This window comes from Noviherbaspirillum sedimenti (genome assembly GCF_003590835.1).
Lineage (GTDB): Bacteria > Pseudomonadota > Gammaproteobacteria > Burkholderiales > Burkholderiaceae_D > Paucimonas > Paucimonas sedimenti.
Genome location: NZ_QYUQ01000002.1, coordinates 2,449,194 through 2,465,994 on the forward strand (window position 1 = coordinate 2,449,194; position 16,801 = coordinate 2,465,994).

General features: G+C 61.9%; 15 protein-coding genes. 4 read left to right on the forward strand and 11 right to left on the reverse strand.

Translation table 11 applies throughout. From position 1 onward, the window contains the following. Positions 1 to 4: 4 nt before the first annotated feature. From mmsB to queG, 10 genes are all read right to left on the reverse strand, one after another. Positions 5 to 889 carry a 3-hydroxyisobutyrate dehydrogenase gene (gene mmsB / locus D3878_RS11365; protein ID WP_119785562.1) on the reverse strand — a complete coding sequence of 295 codons (885 nt, stop codon included), beginning with the start codon at positions 887 to 889 and terminating at the stop codon, positions 5 to 7. 6 nt (positions 890 to 895) lie between these two features. Then, a complete protein-coding gene (locus D3878_RS11370; protein ID WP_274381910.1) occupies positions 896 to 1,612 on the reverse strand; it encodes a GntR family transcriptional regulator in 717 nt (238 codons plus the stop codon). A gap of 24 nt (positions 1,613 to 1,636) precedes the next feature. Next, entirely contained in the window at positions 1,637 to 3,166 is a 1,530-nt protein-coding gene (locus D3878_RS11375) for an AMP-binding protein (RefSeq protein WP_119785563.1), read from the reverse strand. Between the two features lie 40 nt (positions 3,167 to 3,206). Further along, positions 3,207 to 4,448, reverse strand: a complete 1,242-nt coding sequence (locus D3878_RS11380) for a thiolase family protein (RefSeq protein WP_119785564.1) — start codon at positions 4,446 to 4,448, stop codon at positions 3,207 to 3,209. Then, positions 4,438 to 5,151, reverse strand: coding sequence for an ABC transporter ATP-binding protein (locus D3878_RS11385; RefSeq protein WP_119785565.1), 714 nt, complete (start codon positions 5,149 to 5,151; stop codon positions 4,438 to 4,440). Before D3878_RS11385 ends, D3878_RS11380 begins: the two co-directional genes overlap by 11 nt. 2 nt (positions 5,152 to 5,153) lie before the next feature. Then, positions 5,154 to 5,903: an ABC transporter ATP-binding protein gene (locus D3878_RS11390; protein ID WP_119785566.1), complete on the reverse strand. Its 750-nt coding sequence runs from the start codon at positions 5,901 to 5,903 to the stop codon at positions 5,154 to 5,156. Then, the gene (locus D3878_RS11395) at positions 5,900 to 6,862 is read right to left on the reverse strand and encodes a branched-chain amino acid ABC transporter permease (RefSeq protein ID WP_119785567.1); all 963 of its coding nucleotides are present in this window, start codon (positions 6,860 to 6,862) and stop codon (positions 5,900 to 5,902) included. The genes D3878_RS11390 and D3878_RS11395 overlap by 4 nt, the downstream gene beginning before the upstream one ends. Then, positions 6,859 to 7,716 (reverse strand): branched-chain amino acid ABC transporter permease, encoded by an 858-nt coding sequence (locus D3878_RS11400; RefSeq protein WP_119785568.1) that lies wholly within the window; start codon positions 7,714 to 7,716, stop codon positions 6,859 to 6,861. The genes D3878_RS11395 and D3878_RS11400 overlap by 4 nt, the downstream gene beginning before the upstream one ends. 119 nt (positions 7,717 to 7,835) lie before the next feature. Next, positions 7,836 to 9,035 carry an ABC transporter substrate-binding protein gene (locus D3878_RS11405; RefSeq protein ID WP_119785569.1) on the reverse strand — a complete coding sequence of 400 codons (1,200 nt, stop codon included), beginning with the start codon at positions 9,033 to 9,035 and terminating at the stop codon, positions 7,836 to 7,838. 368 nt (positions 9,036 to 9,403) lie between these two features. After that, positions 9,404 to 10,486: a tRNA epoxyqueuosine(34) reductase QueG gene (gene queG, locus D3878_RS11410; RefSeq protein WP_119785570.1), complete on the reverse strand. Its 1,083-nt coding sequence runs from the start codon at positions 10,484 to 10,486 to the stop codon at positions 9,404 to 9,406. Between the two features lie 68 nt (positions 10,487 to 10,554). On the opposite strand from queG, the gene tsaE reads away from it, so the two are divergent. The 3 genes from tsaE to D3878_RS11425 are packed head-to-tail and all read left to right on the forward strand — an operon-like array spanning position 10,555 to position 14,147. Further along, positions 10,555 to 11,040 (forward strand): tRNA (adenosine(37)-N6)-threonylcarbamoyltransferase complex ATPase subunit type 1 TsaE, encoded by a 486-nt coding sequence (tsaE, locus tag D3878_RS11415; protein ID WP_119785571.1) that lies wholly within the window; start codon positions 10,555 to 10,557, stop codon positions 11,038 to 11,040. Further along, the gene (locus tag D3878_RS11420; RefSeq protein WP_119785572.1) at positions 11,004 to 12,344 is read left to right on the forward strand and encodes an N-acetylmuramoyl-L-alanine amidase; all 1,341 of its coding nucleotides are present in this window, start codon (positions 11,004 to 11,006) and stop codon (positions 12,342 to 12,344) included. The genes tsaE and D3878_RS11420 overlap by 37 nt, the downstream gene beginning before the upstream one ends. 57 nt (positions 12,345 to 12,401) lie before the next feature. Beyond that, entirely contained in the window at positions 12,402 to 14,147 is a 1,746-nt protein-coding gene (locus tag D3878_RS11425; RefSeq protein WP_119785573.1) for a methyl-accepting chemotaxis protein, read from the forward strand. Between the two features lie 48 nt (positions 14,148 to 14,195). Here the strand turns inward: D3878_RS11425 and D3878_RS11430 are convergent, their stop codons facing one another. After that, the gene (locus tag D3878_RS11430; RefSeq protein WP_119785574.1) at positions 14,196 to 14,846 is read right to left on the reverse strand and encodes a VTT domain-containing protein; all 651 of its coding nucleotides are present in this window, start codon (positions 14,844 to 14,846) and stop codon (positions 14,196 to 14,198) included. Positions 14,847 to 14,913: 67 nt separating this feature from the next. Between D3878_RS11430 and mutL the strand changes: the two genes are divergently transcribed. Further along, positions 14,914 to 16,797, forward strand: a complete 1,884-nt coding sequence (gene mutL, locus D3878_RS11435) for a DNA mismatch repair endonuclease MutL (protein ID WP_119787845.1) — start codon at positions 14,914 to 14,916, stop codon at positions 16,795 to 16,797. Positions 16,798 to 16,801: the final 4 nt, after the last annotated feature.

Consider the following 16,801-nt stretch of genomic DNA (forward strand, 5'->3'; position numbering starts at 1 on the left):
GAGCTTACTGGTCACGATAAAGTTGAATGATCGCCGACAGGTCCTTTTCTCCCCAACCGCGGGCAATCAGCATCTGATAAAGTTGTTGCGAAGCCGCGCCCAGCATCACCGGCTGTTTGACTTCACGCGCGGCATCCACCGCCAGATTGATATCTTTTAGCATTATTTCAGCCGTGCCACCGGGCGCATAGCCATGCGATGCCGGGGCATTGGGCGACACGCCGGGCCATGGATTCATCGTATCCGAACTGAAGCAGCGACCGGATGAAGTGTTGATGGCGCTTGCCAGGACCTTCGGATCGACCCCAAGCCTGGCACCCAGGGCCATGACTTCGCTGGTGCCCGTCATGGAAATCGCCAGCAGCAGATTGTTGCAAATCTTGACCACCTGTCCGCTGCCGGGGCCGCCGCAATGAATGATGTTTTTACCCATGTGCTTCAGCACTGGCTCGATGCGCGCAAACAAGTCGGCCTCCGCGCCCACCATGAACGTGAGGGTGCCGGCCTGGGCGCCCAGGGTGCCGCCGGATATCGGCGCATCCACCATTTGCCGGCCATTGGCCGCCGCCGCGCTGACCAACTCGCGCGCGGTCTGCGGATCGATCGTGCTGCAATCAACCAGCACAGTATCCTTCCCGGCGCCGGCCAGGATGCCATCCTCTGCCAGGTAAACCTGCTTCACATGCCGCGGCGAAGGCAAGGTAGTCAACACCAGCCCGGATTGCGCGGCCACGTCTTTTGCCGAGCCGGCAGCAACCGCGCCCCCGGCGACAGCCGCTGCGACCGCTGCTGGATTGATATCGAACACAATCACGGCCAGGCCGGCCTTCAGCAGGTTCGCCACCATGGGGGCGCCCATGTTTCCCAAACCGATAAAACCGACTCGCATGGATTTTTAATTTTTCCGGTTATTGATTGAAACGGTCACGGCTGAGGTGGCAATCAGGTCCATCAGGATATTTCTGGCCCGCTCTTCCGCATAGTCATTCCGGGCAGCGCCAGCGACCAGCGCGGCCTCCGATGAACCGCTGATGATTGCATCAAGCTGGTCGATATGCATATCGCAAATCTTGGCCAGACTGGGGTAACGGTCCTGATGAAAATACAAAAACCTCCGTGCCAATGTTTGCAGCATTGCATAGAATTCAGCAGCATAGCTATTGCGCGAGGCTTGTCCCAACACCCTTGTCAGGTCAAAATGCACACGCATGTACTTGCGCATGTCCTTGCGGGCTTTCAGATTCTCGAATTCTGCAATCAACTTCGACATCTCGGCGCGCTCCTGCTCGGTCGCACATAGCGTAGCCTGCGGAATAATCAGTCTCTCAATCTCGCGACGGCACTGGATAATGTGCAGCTGGCCCTGGTAATCGATTTCAGAAATAAAGATGCCCTGTCTGGGCGCGATGTGCACCAGCCGCTGGAACGCCAGCTTTTGAAGCGCATCGCGGGTCGGCGTGCGGCCGATACCGATCCGTTCCCCCAGCACGCTCTCAGACCATTGGCTGCCAGCCGGCAGTTCGCCGGTGACGATCATCTCTTCAAGGGCAACGTATGCTTTTTCGGTCTGGCTGACCGCCTCACGATCGAACAATTTTCCCGATGTGTTCACTCTGATACCTTTATCCTGATGCCGTCATTCCGCGACGGCGATACTTTTTTGAAGCTCCCGCTTTAATACTTTTCCAGTGCTGTTTTTAGGAAATTCAGGAACGAAAACGTAACGTTTCGGCCGCTTGAAACGGGCAATGCTCTGAATGCACAGCCCGTCCAGCTCCGCCGCGCTCACCGTGGCACCCTGATGGCAGACCACGAATGCGACAACCGCTTCGCCCCATTCCGGATCAGGCGCACCGACCACAGAAACTTCCGCGACCGCCTCGTGTGTCAGCAGCGCTTCCTCGACTTCACGCGGATAGATATTGGTGCCTCCGCTAATGATAACGTCTTTCGAGCGATCCTTGAGATGCAACAGGCCCCGATCGTCCAGCAAGCCGATGTCGCCGGTGCGCAGCGCACCGTCCACCACAGTTTGCCTGGTTGCGTCCGGGTTATTCCAGTAGCCCGCCATCACGGTCGCCCCCCGGACGATCACTTCGCCGGTCACGCCGGCCGCAACCGGCTGGTTGTCGCTATCCACAATCGTCACATGGATCGCGGTCTGCACAAAACCCACCGATGCCAGCATGGCCGTGTCATTCTCGGCGACAGCGCTGGCAAGTTGCTCCGCCGGCAAGGCGGAGATGGTCATCGGACTTTCACCCTGGCCATACATTTGAGCAATGCGCGGACCAAAGCATTGCACGGCACTTTTAATGTCTTCGACGTAAAACGGCGCCCCGCCGACCAGCATTGCACGCAATCCTGGCCAGCTCACCGGGTGGTGATGGGCATGCTGCACCAGCCGCTGCACGATGGTCGGCGCCGCAAACAGACTGACCTTGTCGTAATGCCGGAACAGCCGGAACAGTTCGGCTTCATCCAGCCCGCCGGAGTCCGGCACCACCTGCAACGCGCCTTTGATGAAATAGGGGATGCTGTAAATGCCGCTGCCGTGCGACATCGGCGCGACATGCACCAGCACGTCGTCGCTGGCGACAGGCTGCACGTCGGAATAGAAGTGCATGGCCGCGCAAACCATGTTCGCATGCGAAAGCATGACGCCCTTGGGCCGGCCAGTCGTCCCGCTGGTGTAGAACAGCCACGCCAGGTCGCTGTCACTGTCGCTGACAGGCTCGAGAGGCGGATTGTTCATCGCCGAGCGGTACGCCTCGGATGCCACATCGACCAATTGCAAGCCATCGACCTGCGCCGCCACCGGCTGCAGCGACAGCAGCAGCTCGCCTTGCGACAAACAGGCGCGCGCACCGGAATCTCGCAGCATGTAATCGATTTCATTGGCGTGCAGCTTGCTGTTGACCGGTACGAGACACAACCCGGCATGCCAACCGGCCAGCATCAATTCCATGTACTCAGGACAGTTTTTCATCGCCAGCATGACACGGTCTCCCGCATGCAATCCCAGCGTATGGCGCAGCCAGTATGCCAGCGACCGCACCCGCCGGTTCAGCTCCGAGTAAGTCAGGGCCGGATTTACGCCTCGGGCCAGCGCCGGACGCTGCGGATACTGTTGCACACTGCGTTGAAAGAGATGGCTCAGATTCATGGTTGCCTCGTGATGGGTCTGCTGATAATCAGTATTTAGTTCATTGCCTGCCAAGGATGATGATCGAGGTCGATGCTTCTTCGACGCCGCGGAAGCCGCCGCCGTTTTCCGCGATTGCAAAGCGGGCATTCTCGACCTGGCGCGCGCCGGCTTCGCCGCGCAGCTGCGTCACCATTTCATAGACTTGCGCCAAACCGGTGGCGCCGACCGGATGGCCGCGCGACAGCAAACCGCCAGAAACGTTGATCGGAATTTTTCCGCCGAGCGTGGTGGCGCCAGATTCGGCCATTGGCCCGCCTTCGCCGAAAGCGCAAAAGCCGAGCGCTTCGGTCTGCTGAATCTCGGCGAACGCGGTGGCATCGTGCACTTCCGCCAGCGACATGTCGGCCGGGCCGACGCCGGCGATTTCATACGCCTGCAGCGCCGCCAGATGGCACAGATGGCGCTCGTACTGATCGGCGGGGCGATCGGTGGCGCTGCGCAAGACGCTGGCGCACAGGCGCACCGCGCGGCTTTTCTGCAATTTCTTCAGGCCCGCTTCGTTGCAGATGATGGCTGCCGCGGCGCCGTCGCCGATTGGCGCGCACATCGGCAAGGTCAGCGGCCAGGACACGGCGCGCGCCGCCAGCACTTCGTCGATGGTCAGCGGATACTGGAACTGGGCCAGCGGATTGCGCGTCGAATGCACGTGGTTTTTCGCCGCCACGGCGGCAATCTGGCGCTGGGTGGTGCCAAATGTCTGCATATGCAGTCGTGCCAGGCTGGCATAGATATCCATGAATACGCTGCGCTTGCCCGGCTCGACATAATCTTCCGGCGGCTTGACGCCGGGAGCCAGATCCATCAAGGCTTGCATTTGCTGGCTGGCCTGATGCACGTCCCAGGCGCCATCGAATACCGCAAAGCTTTTTTCCTTGTCGGTCGAAAACAGCTTGTCGACGCCCACTGCCAGGCAAATGTCGCCTGCGCCCGCGGCCACAAACATCTGGGCCGCATTGAGAGCCGTACTGGAACTGGCGCAGGCATTTTCGACATTCACCACCGGAATGCCGGTAATGCCCGCCGCCGCCAGCGCCACCTGCCCTGCCACCATGTACTGGCCTTCGATCGGCCCCTGGCCGGCGGTGGCGAAGTAAGCGCCTTGCAGCATACCGGCGTCGCATCCGGCATCCGTCAAGGCTGCACCCACCGCCTCGCGCACAAGGTCCTTGACGCTGGTTTCCAGTTGCTTGCCGAAGGGCGTGATGCCGACGCCGACGATGTATGTACGGTTAGTGCTCATGATTCACTCCTGTGGTAATGATCGATTCAACAGTTTCACGTTGCGCTTCAAGTTCGGCTGCGGTGCCCGACCAGGCCACTGCGCCATGGTCCAGCACGTACTGCCGGTGCGCCAGGCGCATCGGCACTTTGAGATTTTGCTCGACCAGCACGATGCCGGTGCCCTGCTGGTGCACCAGGGTAAAGATCTCGATCAGGTGGTTGACGATCAGCGGCGCCAGTCCCTCGGTCGGCTCGTCCAGCAAGAGAATTTTCGGGTTGCCGAGCAAGGCGCGCGCGATCGACAGCATCTGCTGTTCGCCGCCGGACAACTGGTCGCCGCCGAAGCCGATACGCTCCTGCAGCCGGGGAAATATTTCCAGCACGCGCGCAATCGTCCAATAGCCGGGCTTGTGCGCCAGGGCACCCATGCGCAGGTTTTCCATCACTGACAGATTCGGAAAAATGCGGCGGCTGTCCGGCACCAGCGCGATCCCGAGGCGGCTGATGTTCTCGACCGCCTGGCGGGAAATGTCCTGCTGATGGAACAGGCGCCGGCCTTGCTGCAGCGGCAGCAGCCCCATCATGGTTTTCAGCGTGGTGGATTTCCCCGCGCCGTTGCGGCCGACGATGGCAATGATCTCGTCCTGCGCCGCCTTGATGCTCACATCGCTCAGTACGCGTGCAGCGCCGTATTGAACAAAGGCGTTTTCCAGTGCAATCATGGTTATTCATCCTCTCCCAGATAAACCGAGCGCACCGTCGCGTCGGCCCTGACCTGCTCCGGCGTTCCCTGCGCGATGACGCTGCCGTTGCACATGACGACAATCTGCTCCGACAGTGACATGATGACGTCCATGTTATGTTCGATCAGCAGGACGGTGCGGCCGGCCGAAGCGCTCTGGATCAGGCGTGTTGCCGCCTCGATTTCCTGGTGGCCGATGCCGGCGAGCGGCTCATCCAGCAGCAGGATGCGCGGCCCCGGCAGCAAGGTCAGACCGAGCTCCAGCGCGCGCTGCAAGCCGTAAGACATGGCGCCGGCAATGTCATGCCGATGCGCTGCCAGGCCGGTCATTTTCAGCATCGCATCGATGTCGTCGGCAAGCCTGCGGTCGTAGCGCGGCGCGATCCAGAACGGCATGAAGCGCGAATGCTTGATCTGGGCGGCGATGCGCAGGTTCTCGATCACCGTCATTTCAGGATAGATCTTCGTGATCTGAAAGCTGCGGCCGATGCCATGCCGTGCGCGCAGATGCGGCGCCAGCGCAGAAATATCCTCGCCATGGCACATGACCTTGCCCTGATGCTGCAACAGACGGCCGGCCAGCACGTTGAGCAGCGTGGTCTTGCCGGCGCCGTTGGGGCCGATCAGGCCGTACACCCGCCCTGCCTCGAAATCGTAATTGACGTTGTCGATCGCCTTGAGGGCACCAAAGCTGACACTCACGTTAGCGCATTGCAATGCGATATTGCTCATGATTTACCTCCGCGGCGGCGAATCCGGCCTGCGAATGCCTGGATTTCTCCCAACACCCCTTTCGGGAAGTAGAGGGTCACCAGGATGAAGATGATGCCGAGGATGCCGTACCAGTACGGCGTCCAGCCGCTCAGCCATTCCTTCAGGATTTCGAAGATCATGACGCCGGCAACCGGGCCCCACAAGGTGCCGGCGCCGCCCAGAAGGGTCATGATGATGACGTCGCCCGAGGTGCTCCAGTGCAGCATCTGTGGATTCACGTACATCAGCAGCGACCCCAGCAAGGCGCCGGCAAGGCCACTGATGGCGCCGGACACGAGGAAGGTGATCTGCTTGATGCGATGCGTGTCATAGCCAAGCTGCTGGGTGCGAATTTCATTTTGCTGGATGCCCCGGATGACGCGGCCGAACGGCGAGCTGCGGACCATGGCAATGGCCGCCATCACCAGCACGAAAATCGCCGCCACGTACCAGTAGAAATTGAGTGAACTGAAAAAATCGATGCCGAGGATTTCCGGGCGGGCCACACCGGGCAGGCCGTCGGCGCCGCCAGTCCATTCGCGCAGCTTGCTGTCGGCGAGGATGTACAGCAGTTGCGACAATGCGAGCGTCACCAGCGCAAAAAATATGCCGGAGACGCGCAGGGCGAAAAAGCTGAATACCCAGGCACAGAATGCTGCCAGGATGATTGCCGCCAGCACGCCGGCCTCGAACGGCAAACCGAATCTTTGCGTGACGATCGCCAGCGCATAGCCACCGATGCCGAGAAAGCTGGCGTGGCCGAACGACACCATGCCCAAAGAGCCGAACACGAAATCGAAGCCGACGGCGAAAATCGACCAGATCATGACCAGCGTCGCAAGATTCAGATAGAAATCGTCCTGCGTCAGGAACGGCAGCGCGAAAATAACCGGCATCATCAACAGGCCGATCAGTACATCGAAGCGTGACAGATTCATGCGGACCTCACGGGACGGGAAAACAGGCCTTGCGGACGTGTCAGCAACGTCGCGATCAGCATCGCGAACGTCAGGACATCGACCCAACTCGGCATAAAGGTGTAGCCGATCGCGCGCACCATGCCGATCAGCAGAGCGGCCGCGACCACGCCGCGGATATTGCCCAGGCCGCCCAGGATGACGACGATGAAGCAGTCGATGATGGTGTTGGTCCCCATGCCCAGCTCGATCGGGAACAACGGCGCCGCAATGGCGCCGGCCAGTCCGGCCAGGCCGGCGCCGAAGCCGAAGACCGCGGTGCGGATGGTCGATGCCGGCAGGCCGAGCGTCTGCACCATTTCGCTGTCGCTGCTGGCCGCACGCACCAGCATGCCGAAGGTGCTGCGTTCAAGCGCTGCGAACAGTCCGATCGCGGCGGCGGCGCCGAAGCCGATGACAAACAGCCGATAGACCGGGATGGTGCTGCCGAACATATCGACCGAGCCGGACAGCAGCGCCGGCATCGGCGCTTCCTTGTAGCCCAGGCCCCAGAACAGCTTGACCGCTTCGGTCAGCACCAGGATGAAGCCGAAGGTCAGGACCAGCTGGTAAAAATGCGGACGGTTGTATAGCGGACGCAATGCGAATCTTTCCATCGCGATGCCAGCCAGGCCGACGACCACCGTGGCCACGATGACGCCGAGCGCAAATGAGCCGGTGCGATGCGCAATGTCAAAGGATAGGTAGGCGCCAAGCATGTACAAGGCGCCATGGGCGAAGTTGATGACGCCCAGCATGCCGAAGATAAGCGTCAGCCCGGATGCCAGCAGGAATAACAGCATGCCAAGGCTAAGCCCGATAATGATCGTGGACATAGTTGATCTCGGTGAGGTACGGAAGGGCGTGCGACGCCGTCCGGCCGGGATGACCGGTCAGGCGGGATGCGGCGGGCGGCATGGCCCCCGCCGCATCCCGGCGCACGGGTTACTGAGGATTACTGCTTGCAGTCCTCGAAAATTTCCTTCGGAGGATACAACTTGGCGATTTTCATGACGTAGGCAGGTTGCGGCGCCTTGCCGGCAACGACTTCTCCCCACAAGCCATCCTGGCGGGCCTGGTGATCGCATGCGTTCATTTCCTTGCGGCCTTCCAGCGAGTTCTCGCGCACGCTGCCGGCAAATGCCTCAACCCATTTTTCACGATCCCAGGAACCGGTCTTTTCCACCACGTCCAGCCACCACGCCATGCCGTCAAACGCCTCACCTGCCGCGCTCGACGGGAATTCGTTGTATTTCTTGCGGTATGCCTCGACAAACTTCTTGTTCGCCGCATTATCAACCGTAAAGTGGTAACGCACGCCGGAATTGACGCCGACCGAGGTCGGCCCCACGCCTGCCGCCATGGTTTCATCGGCGATCACCGGGCCGAAAATCTTGCGGGTTTTGCCAAGTCCGACCTGGCCAGCCTGTTTCACCATGGTGATCGAGTCCGAACCGGTCATGAACAAGGCAATGCCATCCGCATTGGAGCGGGCGATCTTGTCGGCAATGGAAGAGAAATCACGGTTACCAAGCGGCGGGAAATCGGCGCCGACAATCTCGATGCCGGCCTTTTCCGCTTCCTTGCGATACCATTCCCAGCTGTCGCGGGTGGCCTGGTAATCCGCCGTCACGCCATAGACGCGCTTGAGTTTCTGATCCTTGCTGTAGGCAAGCGCCATGCGCTGTTCCATCCCCAGCGTGTTGGAAGTGCGGAAGGTGTAGCGCGAAGCGCCCGGCAAGGTGATCTTGTCATCGGCCGACATCGTCACCAGATGCGGGATCTTGCGCTGCTTGGCGATATTCATGATCGCGATGCTCGAGGCCGAGCTGACCGCGCCGAAAATCATTTGCGCACCATCCGCAATCAGGCGGGTGGTTTTCTGTACCGCTGGCTGCGGCTTGGTTTCATCGTCTTCCCATGCCACCTGGATCGGCTTGCCCAGCACCTTGCCGCCGCGCTGCTCAATGGCCAGCTCCACCCCTTTGCGCATGTCATCGCCAAAAACACCGTAGGTGCCGGAAAGGGAAACGACGCCGCCGATCTTGAATACTTCCGGGTCGGCGCCAAACGCATTGCCTGAAAAAGCCAGGGCAGTCGCCAGCCCCACTCCTGCCGCCAGACGATAACTCGTTGCTTGAATATGGGATTTCATGTTGTCTCCTGAAATTGCAAATTGATTAGGAATCGCAAGCCACTACTTTGTGATGTTTCACAATATTTTTCTGATATATCAGACATTACATCATGAAATATAAGATCATTGAATGTGAAATGCAACAGCTATTTTTCGCCCGGTTTAAATTGCTGCGGTGCGAGCGGCCGTTTTATTGCGCGCAAGTACGGTGCGAACGCGGCGTCGATCGCCTGCCTACTAGACGAGAGGGGAGGAAATACGGGGAAAGCGGTAAAATTCAGGCGCTCAAAGCGCTGCAGAACGGAGCTGAAATAACAAATTTCAGCCGATCGGATTTTTGCGGCGCAATATTGGGCATTGCGCGCAGTCTGGCGTGTGTCGAAAGGCTATTGGTGTTGCGCCAGCGCCCAGGCCACGTGTTCGCGCACCAGTTCCGATGGATGATCGGCGCGCGACTGCAGCGCCGCCACCATGTCCGGCTGCGCCTTGCCGGCCGTGGCAGCATTACCAAGCGCCACGGCGATATTGCGCAGCCAGCGCTCGTGGCCGATGCGGCGGATCGGACTGCCTTCCAGCCGGCGGTTGAATTCTTCCTCACTCCAGGCGAACAACTCGACCAGGCCGGCGCCATCCAGGCCGTTGCGCACTTCGAAGTCGGGCAGGACGGCACGTTGGGCAAACTTGTTCCAGGGACAAGCCAGCTGGCAGTCGTCGCAGCCGTAGACGCGGTTGCCGATCAGCGGACGCAATTCCTCCGGAATGCTGCCTTTCAATTCAATGGTCAGATAGGAAATGCAGCGACGCGCATCCAGCCGGTACGGCCCGACGATGGCCTGGGTCGGACAGGCGTCGATGCAGGCATGGCAGGTGCCGCAATGGGCATCCACCGGCACATCCACCGGCAGCGGCAAATCGGTATAGATCTCGCCCAGAAAAAACATTGACCCCGCCTGGCGATTCAGCAACAGGGTGTGCTTGCCGCGCCAGCCGAGGCCGGCCTGGCCGGCCAGCGCCACTTCCAGCACCGGCGCCGAATCGGTAAAGACGCGATAGCCGAACGGTCCCGCCGTCTGCGCGATGCGCTCGGCCAGGCGCTGCAGGCGGCTGCGCAAGACCTTGTGGTAATCGCGCCCGCGGGCATATACCGACACCACCGCGGCGCCTGCGTCGGCCTGTCTTTGCCGTTCCGCCACGCGCCAGTCCTGCGCCCCTGCCTGCGACAGGTAATCGAGACGGGCGGTTATCACCCGCAAGGTACCCGGCACCAGCTCGGCCGGGCGCGCGCGCTTCATGCCGTGGCTTGCCATATAATCCATTTCACCATGCATGCCGGCATCCAGCCAGGCTTGCAAGCCAGCCTCCTCCTGCGTCAGGTCGATGCCGGCAATGCGCACCTCGGCCAGGCCGAGTTCGCGGCCCCAGGCGGGAATGGCTTGCGCGAGCGCGGCAATGTCGGGTTGCGAGGTCATCTGGGCACAGGCCAATGGGGAAAATGAAAACGGCGCGCCACTGCGCTCCTTGATCCGGGATTCGAAATATGCACCATTTTAAAACCTTTCTGCACGACGAGGCCGGCACCCTGGCCTTGGGCGAATCGCTGGCCCTGGCGCTGGCGCCGGGACTGACCATCTACCTGCACGGCGATCTCGGCGCCGGCAAGACCACTCTCACGCGCGCGCTGCTGCACGCGGCCGGCCATGCCGGCCATGTCAAGAGTCCGACCTATACCCTGGCCGAACCCTATACGGTCACGCTCGGCGGCAAGCCGGTCGAAGTCATCCATTTCGACCTGTACCGCATGGGCAGCGCCGAGGAATTCCTCGACGCCGGCTTCCGCGAATACTTCAATCCGGCCACGGTTTGCCTGGTCGAATGGCCGGAAAAGGCCCAGGGCGTGTTGCCCGCCCCCGACATTGAAGTGTTTCTTGGCATCACTAAAGACGGACGTGATGTAGAATTGCAAGCATTGTCCGACCAGGGTAGAGCATGTCTCGAAAGACTCCATTTCGCACCCAACCTTTGATTCCGGCGACGCTCCCGTCGCATCAACGACGCACCGTCCTCGGCGCCGGCGCCACCCTCCTGCTCTCCGTCCTGACGCCGCTGCCGGCGCATGCCGCGCGCATCCTTGCGGTACGGGTCTGGCCGGCCGAGGACTACACCCGCGTCACCCTTGAAAACGACAGCAACCTGAAGGTCAGCCATTTCCTGGTCAAGGACCCGGAACGGCTGGTGGTGGACATCGACGGCATCGAACTGAACCCGACGCTGAAGGAGCTGGTCGCCAAGATCCAGGCCAACGACCCCTACATCAAGCAAGTGCGGGTCGGCCAGAACCGGCCCAACGTGGTGCGTCTGGTATTCGACCTGAAAGCGGCGATCGATCCGCAAGTCTTCACGCTGGCCCCGGTCGGCGACTACCAGCACCGCCTGGTGTTCGACCTCTACCCGGTCAACCCGCCGGATCCGATCGAAGTACTGATCGCGCAGAGCCAGGCCAGGGAGGCCGCGGGCAGCGGCAAGCCGCAGCACGCAGAAGCACGGCCCGAACCCGAACCCAGGCCGGTTGAAACCCGCACCGCCAGGATAGAACCAGCCGAACCGCTGCCGAAGCTGACGCGCATGATCACCATCGCGCTCGACCCCGGCCACGGCGGCGAGGATCCCGGCGCCATCGGCAGCAAAGGCAGCCGCGAAAAGGATGTGGTGCTGGCGATTGCCAAGCGCCTCAAGGCCAAGCTCGAGGAGCAGCCCAACATGCGGGTCATGATGACGCGCGATGCCGATTTTTTCGTGCCGCTGCATATGCGCGTGCAAAAGGCACGCAAGGTGCAGTCCGACCTGTTCGTCTCGATCCATGCCGATGCCTGGGTCGAACCGACCGCGCGCGGCGCCTCGGTCTTCACACTATCGGAAAAAGGCGCATCGTCCACCGCGGCGCGCTGGCTGGCGAAAAAGGAAAACGCCGCCGACCTGATTGGCGGCGTCAATATCCAGGGGCATGACAAACAGTTGGCCAGCGTGTTGCTGGACTTGTCCACCACCGCCCAGATCAACGACAGCCGCAAGCTCGGCCGTGCCGTCCTGCGCGAAATCGGCGGCATCAACCGATTGCACAAGGCCAACGTCGAAGAAGCCGGGTTCGCCGTGCTGAAAGCGCCCGACATCCCCAGCATCCTGATCGAAACCGCGTTCATCTCGAACCCGGAAGAAGAAGCCAAGCTGACCGACGAAGGCTATCAGGAGCAATTGGCCGAGGCCATTCTGACCGGCATCCGGAAATACTTCGCAAAAAACCCGCCGCTGGCGAAGAACCGCATGACATAACGCGATTGCGCCGTGACATAACGCGATTGCGCCCTGAAATAAAAACGAGGAGATACAGTGAATATTGCAAACACCCGAGTCGGCACCCGGCTCAGCATCGGCTTTGCGCTGGTACTGGTCCTGCTGGGCGCAGTTACCGCGCTGGGCATCGTCAACATGGCGCAAGTCCAGCAGCGCTTCGAACAGGTCCTGACCGTCAACAATGTACAAGGCAGGCTGGCCGCGACCATGCGCAACTCGGTCATGGACCGCATGATCGCCCTGCGCAATGTCGCCCTGGTCAGCGACGCCAACGAACTGGCGCAGGAAATCGATCGCATCCGCGAACAGGAACGGCAATACCGCAGCGCCGAGGAACAACTGGAGCAGATGCTATCCACCGCCGCCGACGCGGAGACCCGGACTTTGCTGGCCAAAATCAAGGAGGCTGCCGGCGCCGCTGTACCCCTGATGAGCAAGGCGATGGAACTGGGGCAAGCGCAGCAGGCAGCGGAAGCCACACGGATCTTGCTGACGGAAGTACGGCCGGTGCAGCGGCAATGGCTGGCCGGCCTCGACGAACTGGTCAAAACGGTGGACAAGCAAAGCATCACCTACGGTTTTGCATCCACACGGGAATATGCAAGTGCCCGCAACCTGATGCTGGCACTGGGCGGCATCGCCCTGCTGATGGGCGTGGCCGCCGCCTTCGTGATCACCCGCAGCCTGCTGCGCCAGCTTGGCGGCGAACCGGCGTATGCGGTGCGCGTGACTGAACAGATCGCCGCCGGCGACCTGACGGTTGCCATCGATACCCGGGCCGGCGACCAGTCCAGCATGCTGCATGCGCTGCGCGGCATGCGCGACAGCCTGGCGGCATTGGTCGGCCAGGTGCGCAACGGCACCGAAGCAATCGCCAGCGCCTCGGGCCAGATCGCCGCGGGCAACCTGGACTTGTCATCGCGCACGGAACAGCAAGCCAGTTCGCTGCAACAGACGGCATCTTCCATGGAAGAACTGACCTCCACGGTCAAGCAGAATGCCGAGAATGCCCGCCAGGCCAACAGCCTGGCGCAGTCGGCCTCGGACGTCGCCATCCAGGGCGGCGCGGTGGTGTCGCAGGTGGTCACCACCATGGGCTCGATCAACGCCTCCTCGAAAAAGATCGTCGACATCATTGCCGTCATCGACGGCATCGCCTTCCAGACCAATATCCTGGCCTTGAATGCCGCGGTGGAAGCGGCGCGCGCCGGCGAACAGGGACGCGGCTTTGCCGTGGTGGCGGCGGAAGTGCGCACGCTGGCGCAACGTTCGGCTGCTGCCGCCAAGGAAATCAAGGGATTGATCGGCGACTCGGTGGAAAAGGTCGATGCCGGCGCCCGCCTGGTCGATCAGGCTGGCTCCACCATGCAGGAAATCGTCACCAGCATCCGCCGCGTCACCGACATCATGGGTGAAATCACCGCCGCCAGCACGGAACAAACCGCCGGCATCGAGCAGATCAACATGGCCATCACGCAAATGGACGATGTCACGCAGCAGAATGCCGCGCTGGTCGAACAGTCCGCGGCGGCCGCGCAAAGCATGCAATCCCAGGCCGGCAAGCTGTCGCAGGTGGTGGGGGTATTCAAGGTCAACGGCGCTGCCACGCGCGCGCTGCCTGCCAAAAAGGCGGCCAGGCCAGCCGCCCAAGAATCGTTATCTTCCCCGGCGCCGGCCAAGCCAGCCAGCCCGGCGCTCAGCGTCGCCGCCCGTGCGCCGCAAGCGGAGCGCAAGCTGGCGCTGGCGCGCGCCAAGGGCGACGACGACTGGGAAGAGTTTTAAAGGAAGGTTTAACGGAAAAGTTTTAAAAACGACGGCCGGCGCGCCGTTTCAAGACGGCCGGCGCGCCATTTTCTTGTAAAACTTCCAGAGGCCGCCCAGCATGAGCGGCACCACCGCAGCACCGATGCCGATCAGCACGATGGTATTGAGGTGATCGCGGATCAGCGGAATATTGCCGAAGAAATAACCGGCAGCGACAAGGCCCGCGACCCACAGGATGGCGCCGGCAAAATTAAAAAACTGGAATTTACCGAAGCTCATTACCGATACGCCGGCGATAAATGGCGCAAAGGTACGCACGATTGGCACGAAACGCGCCAGCACGATGGTTTTGCCGCCGTGGTTCTCGTAAAACAGGTGGGTCTTGATCAAGGCGCCCTTGTCCAGCCACTTGTAATCGTGGGTAAACACCTTGTGACCGATGGCCTTGCCTATCCAGTAATTGACGGTATTGCCCGTCACGGCGGCGATGATCAGCAGGACCACCAACAGCCAGGGATCCATTGCACCCGTCGCGCAAAAGGCGCCGGCCACGAACAACAAGGTATCGCCCGGCAGGAAGGGCAGGACCACCAGGCCGGTTTCGGCAAAGACGATGGCGAACAGCAATACATAGATCAGGGTGCCGTACTGTTCGATGACCAGGCCAAGTGATTTGTCGACATGCAGGATCATGTCGAGGAATTGCATGAAATCCATATTCTCCCCTTAATGCGGCGTCATGATACACCAGCTTGCAGGCCGCGCCCCACGTTATAATCGCAGCATGAATGCGCCCCAGCTTGCCCTCCGTCCGATCCAGGCCCTGCCCGACCAGTTGATTTCGCAAATCGCCGCCGGCGAGGTGGTGGAACGCCCCTCCGCAGTGGTCAAGGAAGTGCTGGAGAACGCCCTGGACGCCGGCGCCAGCCAGATCACGGTGCGGCTGGAACAGGGCGGCGTCAAGCGCATCGCCATCACCGACAATGGCCGCGGCATCGCCACAGGGCAATTGCCGCTGGCGCTGGCGCGCCACGCCACCTCCAAGATCGCTTCGCTTGCCGATCTGGAAAAAGTCGGCACCCTGGGGTTTCGCGGCGAGGCGCTGGCCTCGATCGCGTCGGTGGCGCAACTTACCCTCACCTCGCGCACGGCAGACGCCGACCACGCCTGGCAAATCGACGGCGCCAGCCTGCAGGTGACGCCCGCCTCCGGCGCCACCGGCACCACGGTCGACGTGCAAGACCTGTACTTCAATACGCCGGCCCGGCGCAAGTTCCTCAAGTCCGAGCAGACCGAATTCGGCCATTGCGCCGAAGTCGTGCGTCGCATCGCCCTGTCCCGCCCGGACGTGGCGTTTTCGCTCACGCACAATGGCAAGACGGTCGACCACTGGAATGTCAGCGATAACGCCCGCCGCAGCGCCCAGGTGCTGGGCGAGGAATTCGCGCAGGCGCGCCTTGCCCTGGAAGAAGCTGCCGGGCCGCTGCGCCTGGCCGGCTACGTCGGCTTGCCGACCGCCTCGCGCGGACGCGCCGACAGCCAGTACTTTTATGTCAACGGCCGCTTCGTGCGCGACAAGCTGCTCACCCACGCAGTGCGCGCCGCCTACCAGGACGTGCTGCACGGCGACCGCTATCCTTGCTACGCACTGGCGCTGGAGCTGGATCCCGCCCTGGTGGATGTCAATGTCCATCCGGCCAAGATCGAGGTGCGTTTTCGCGACAGCCGCGCGATCCACCAGTTCGTCTTCCACGCCGTCACGCGCGCGCTGGCACAGACTTCCGCCACCGCCGCCGGCAACGTGCCGGCGCCACAGGCGGCGGCCTCGCCTGCCCTGCCCTGGATGCGCGAACAGCAGCAGAGTTCGTTCCATGCCCAGTTCGCCGCCCGTCCGGCGGCCGGCTTTGGCGTGGCGCAAGGGGCGGCGCAGTATGGCGCCCTGTTTGCCCCGGATAGCGGCAATGCAGCGCCAGCGGGCTACGCCGGGCCGGCCGCAGCGCCGTGGCCGGCCGCATCCGACGCATCGGTAGCATCACCATTCGCCTCGTTTGCACCGGCGCCGTCTTTTGCAGCCGGCAACGACGACGCGCCGCTGGGATACGCGCTGGCGCAACTGCACGGCGTCTACGTGCTGGCGCAAAACGCCCGCGGGCTGGTGCTGGTGGACATGCACGCGGCGCACGAACGCATCCTGTATGAACAGTTCAAGACTGCCCTGGATGAAGACGCGCTGCAGGTGCAGCCGCTACTGATCCCGGTGACCTTCCACGCCGATGCGGTGGAAGTCGGCACCGCCGAGGAAAACCGCGATACCCTGCGCTCGCTCGGCTTCGATATCGCCGCGCTGTCACCCACCACGCTGGCGGTGCGCGCGGTGCCGGCGCTGCTGAAGAATGCCGATGCCCAGACCCTGGCGCGCGACGTGCTGCGCGACGTGCGTGAATTCGGCGGCTCGCGCGTACTGCTCGAGCGCCGCAATGAAATGCTCGGCACGCTGGCGTGCCACACCGCGGTGCGCGCCAACCGCGCCCTGACCTTGCCGGAAATGAATGCCCTGCTGCGCCAGATGGAACATACCGAGCGCTCCGACCAATGCAACCATGGCCGCCCGACCTGGGTGCAGCTGGCACTGTCGGACCTCGACAAACTGTTCTTGCGCGGCCAATAGCCGG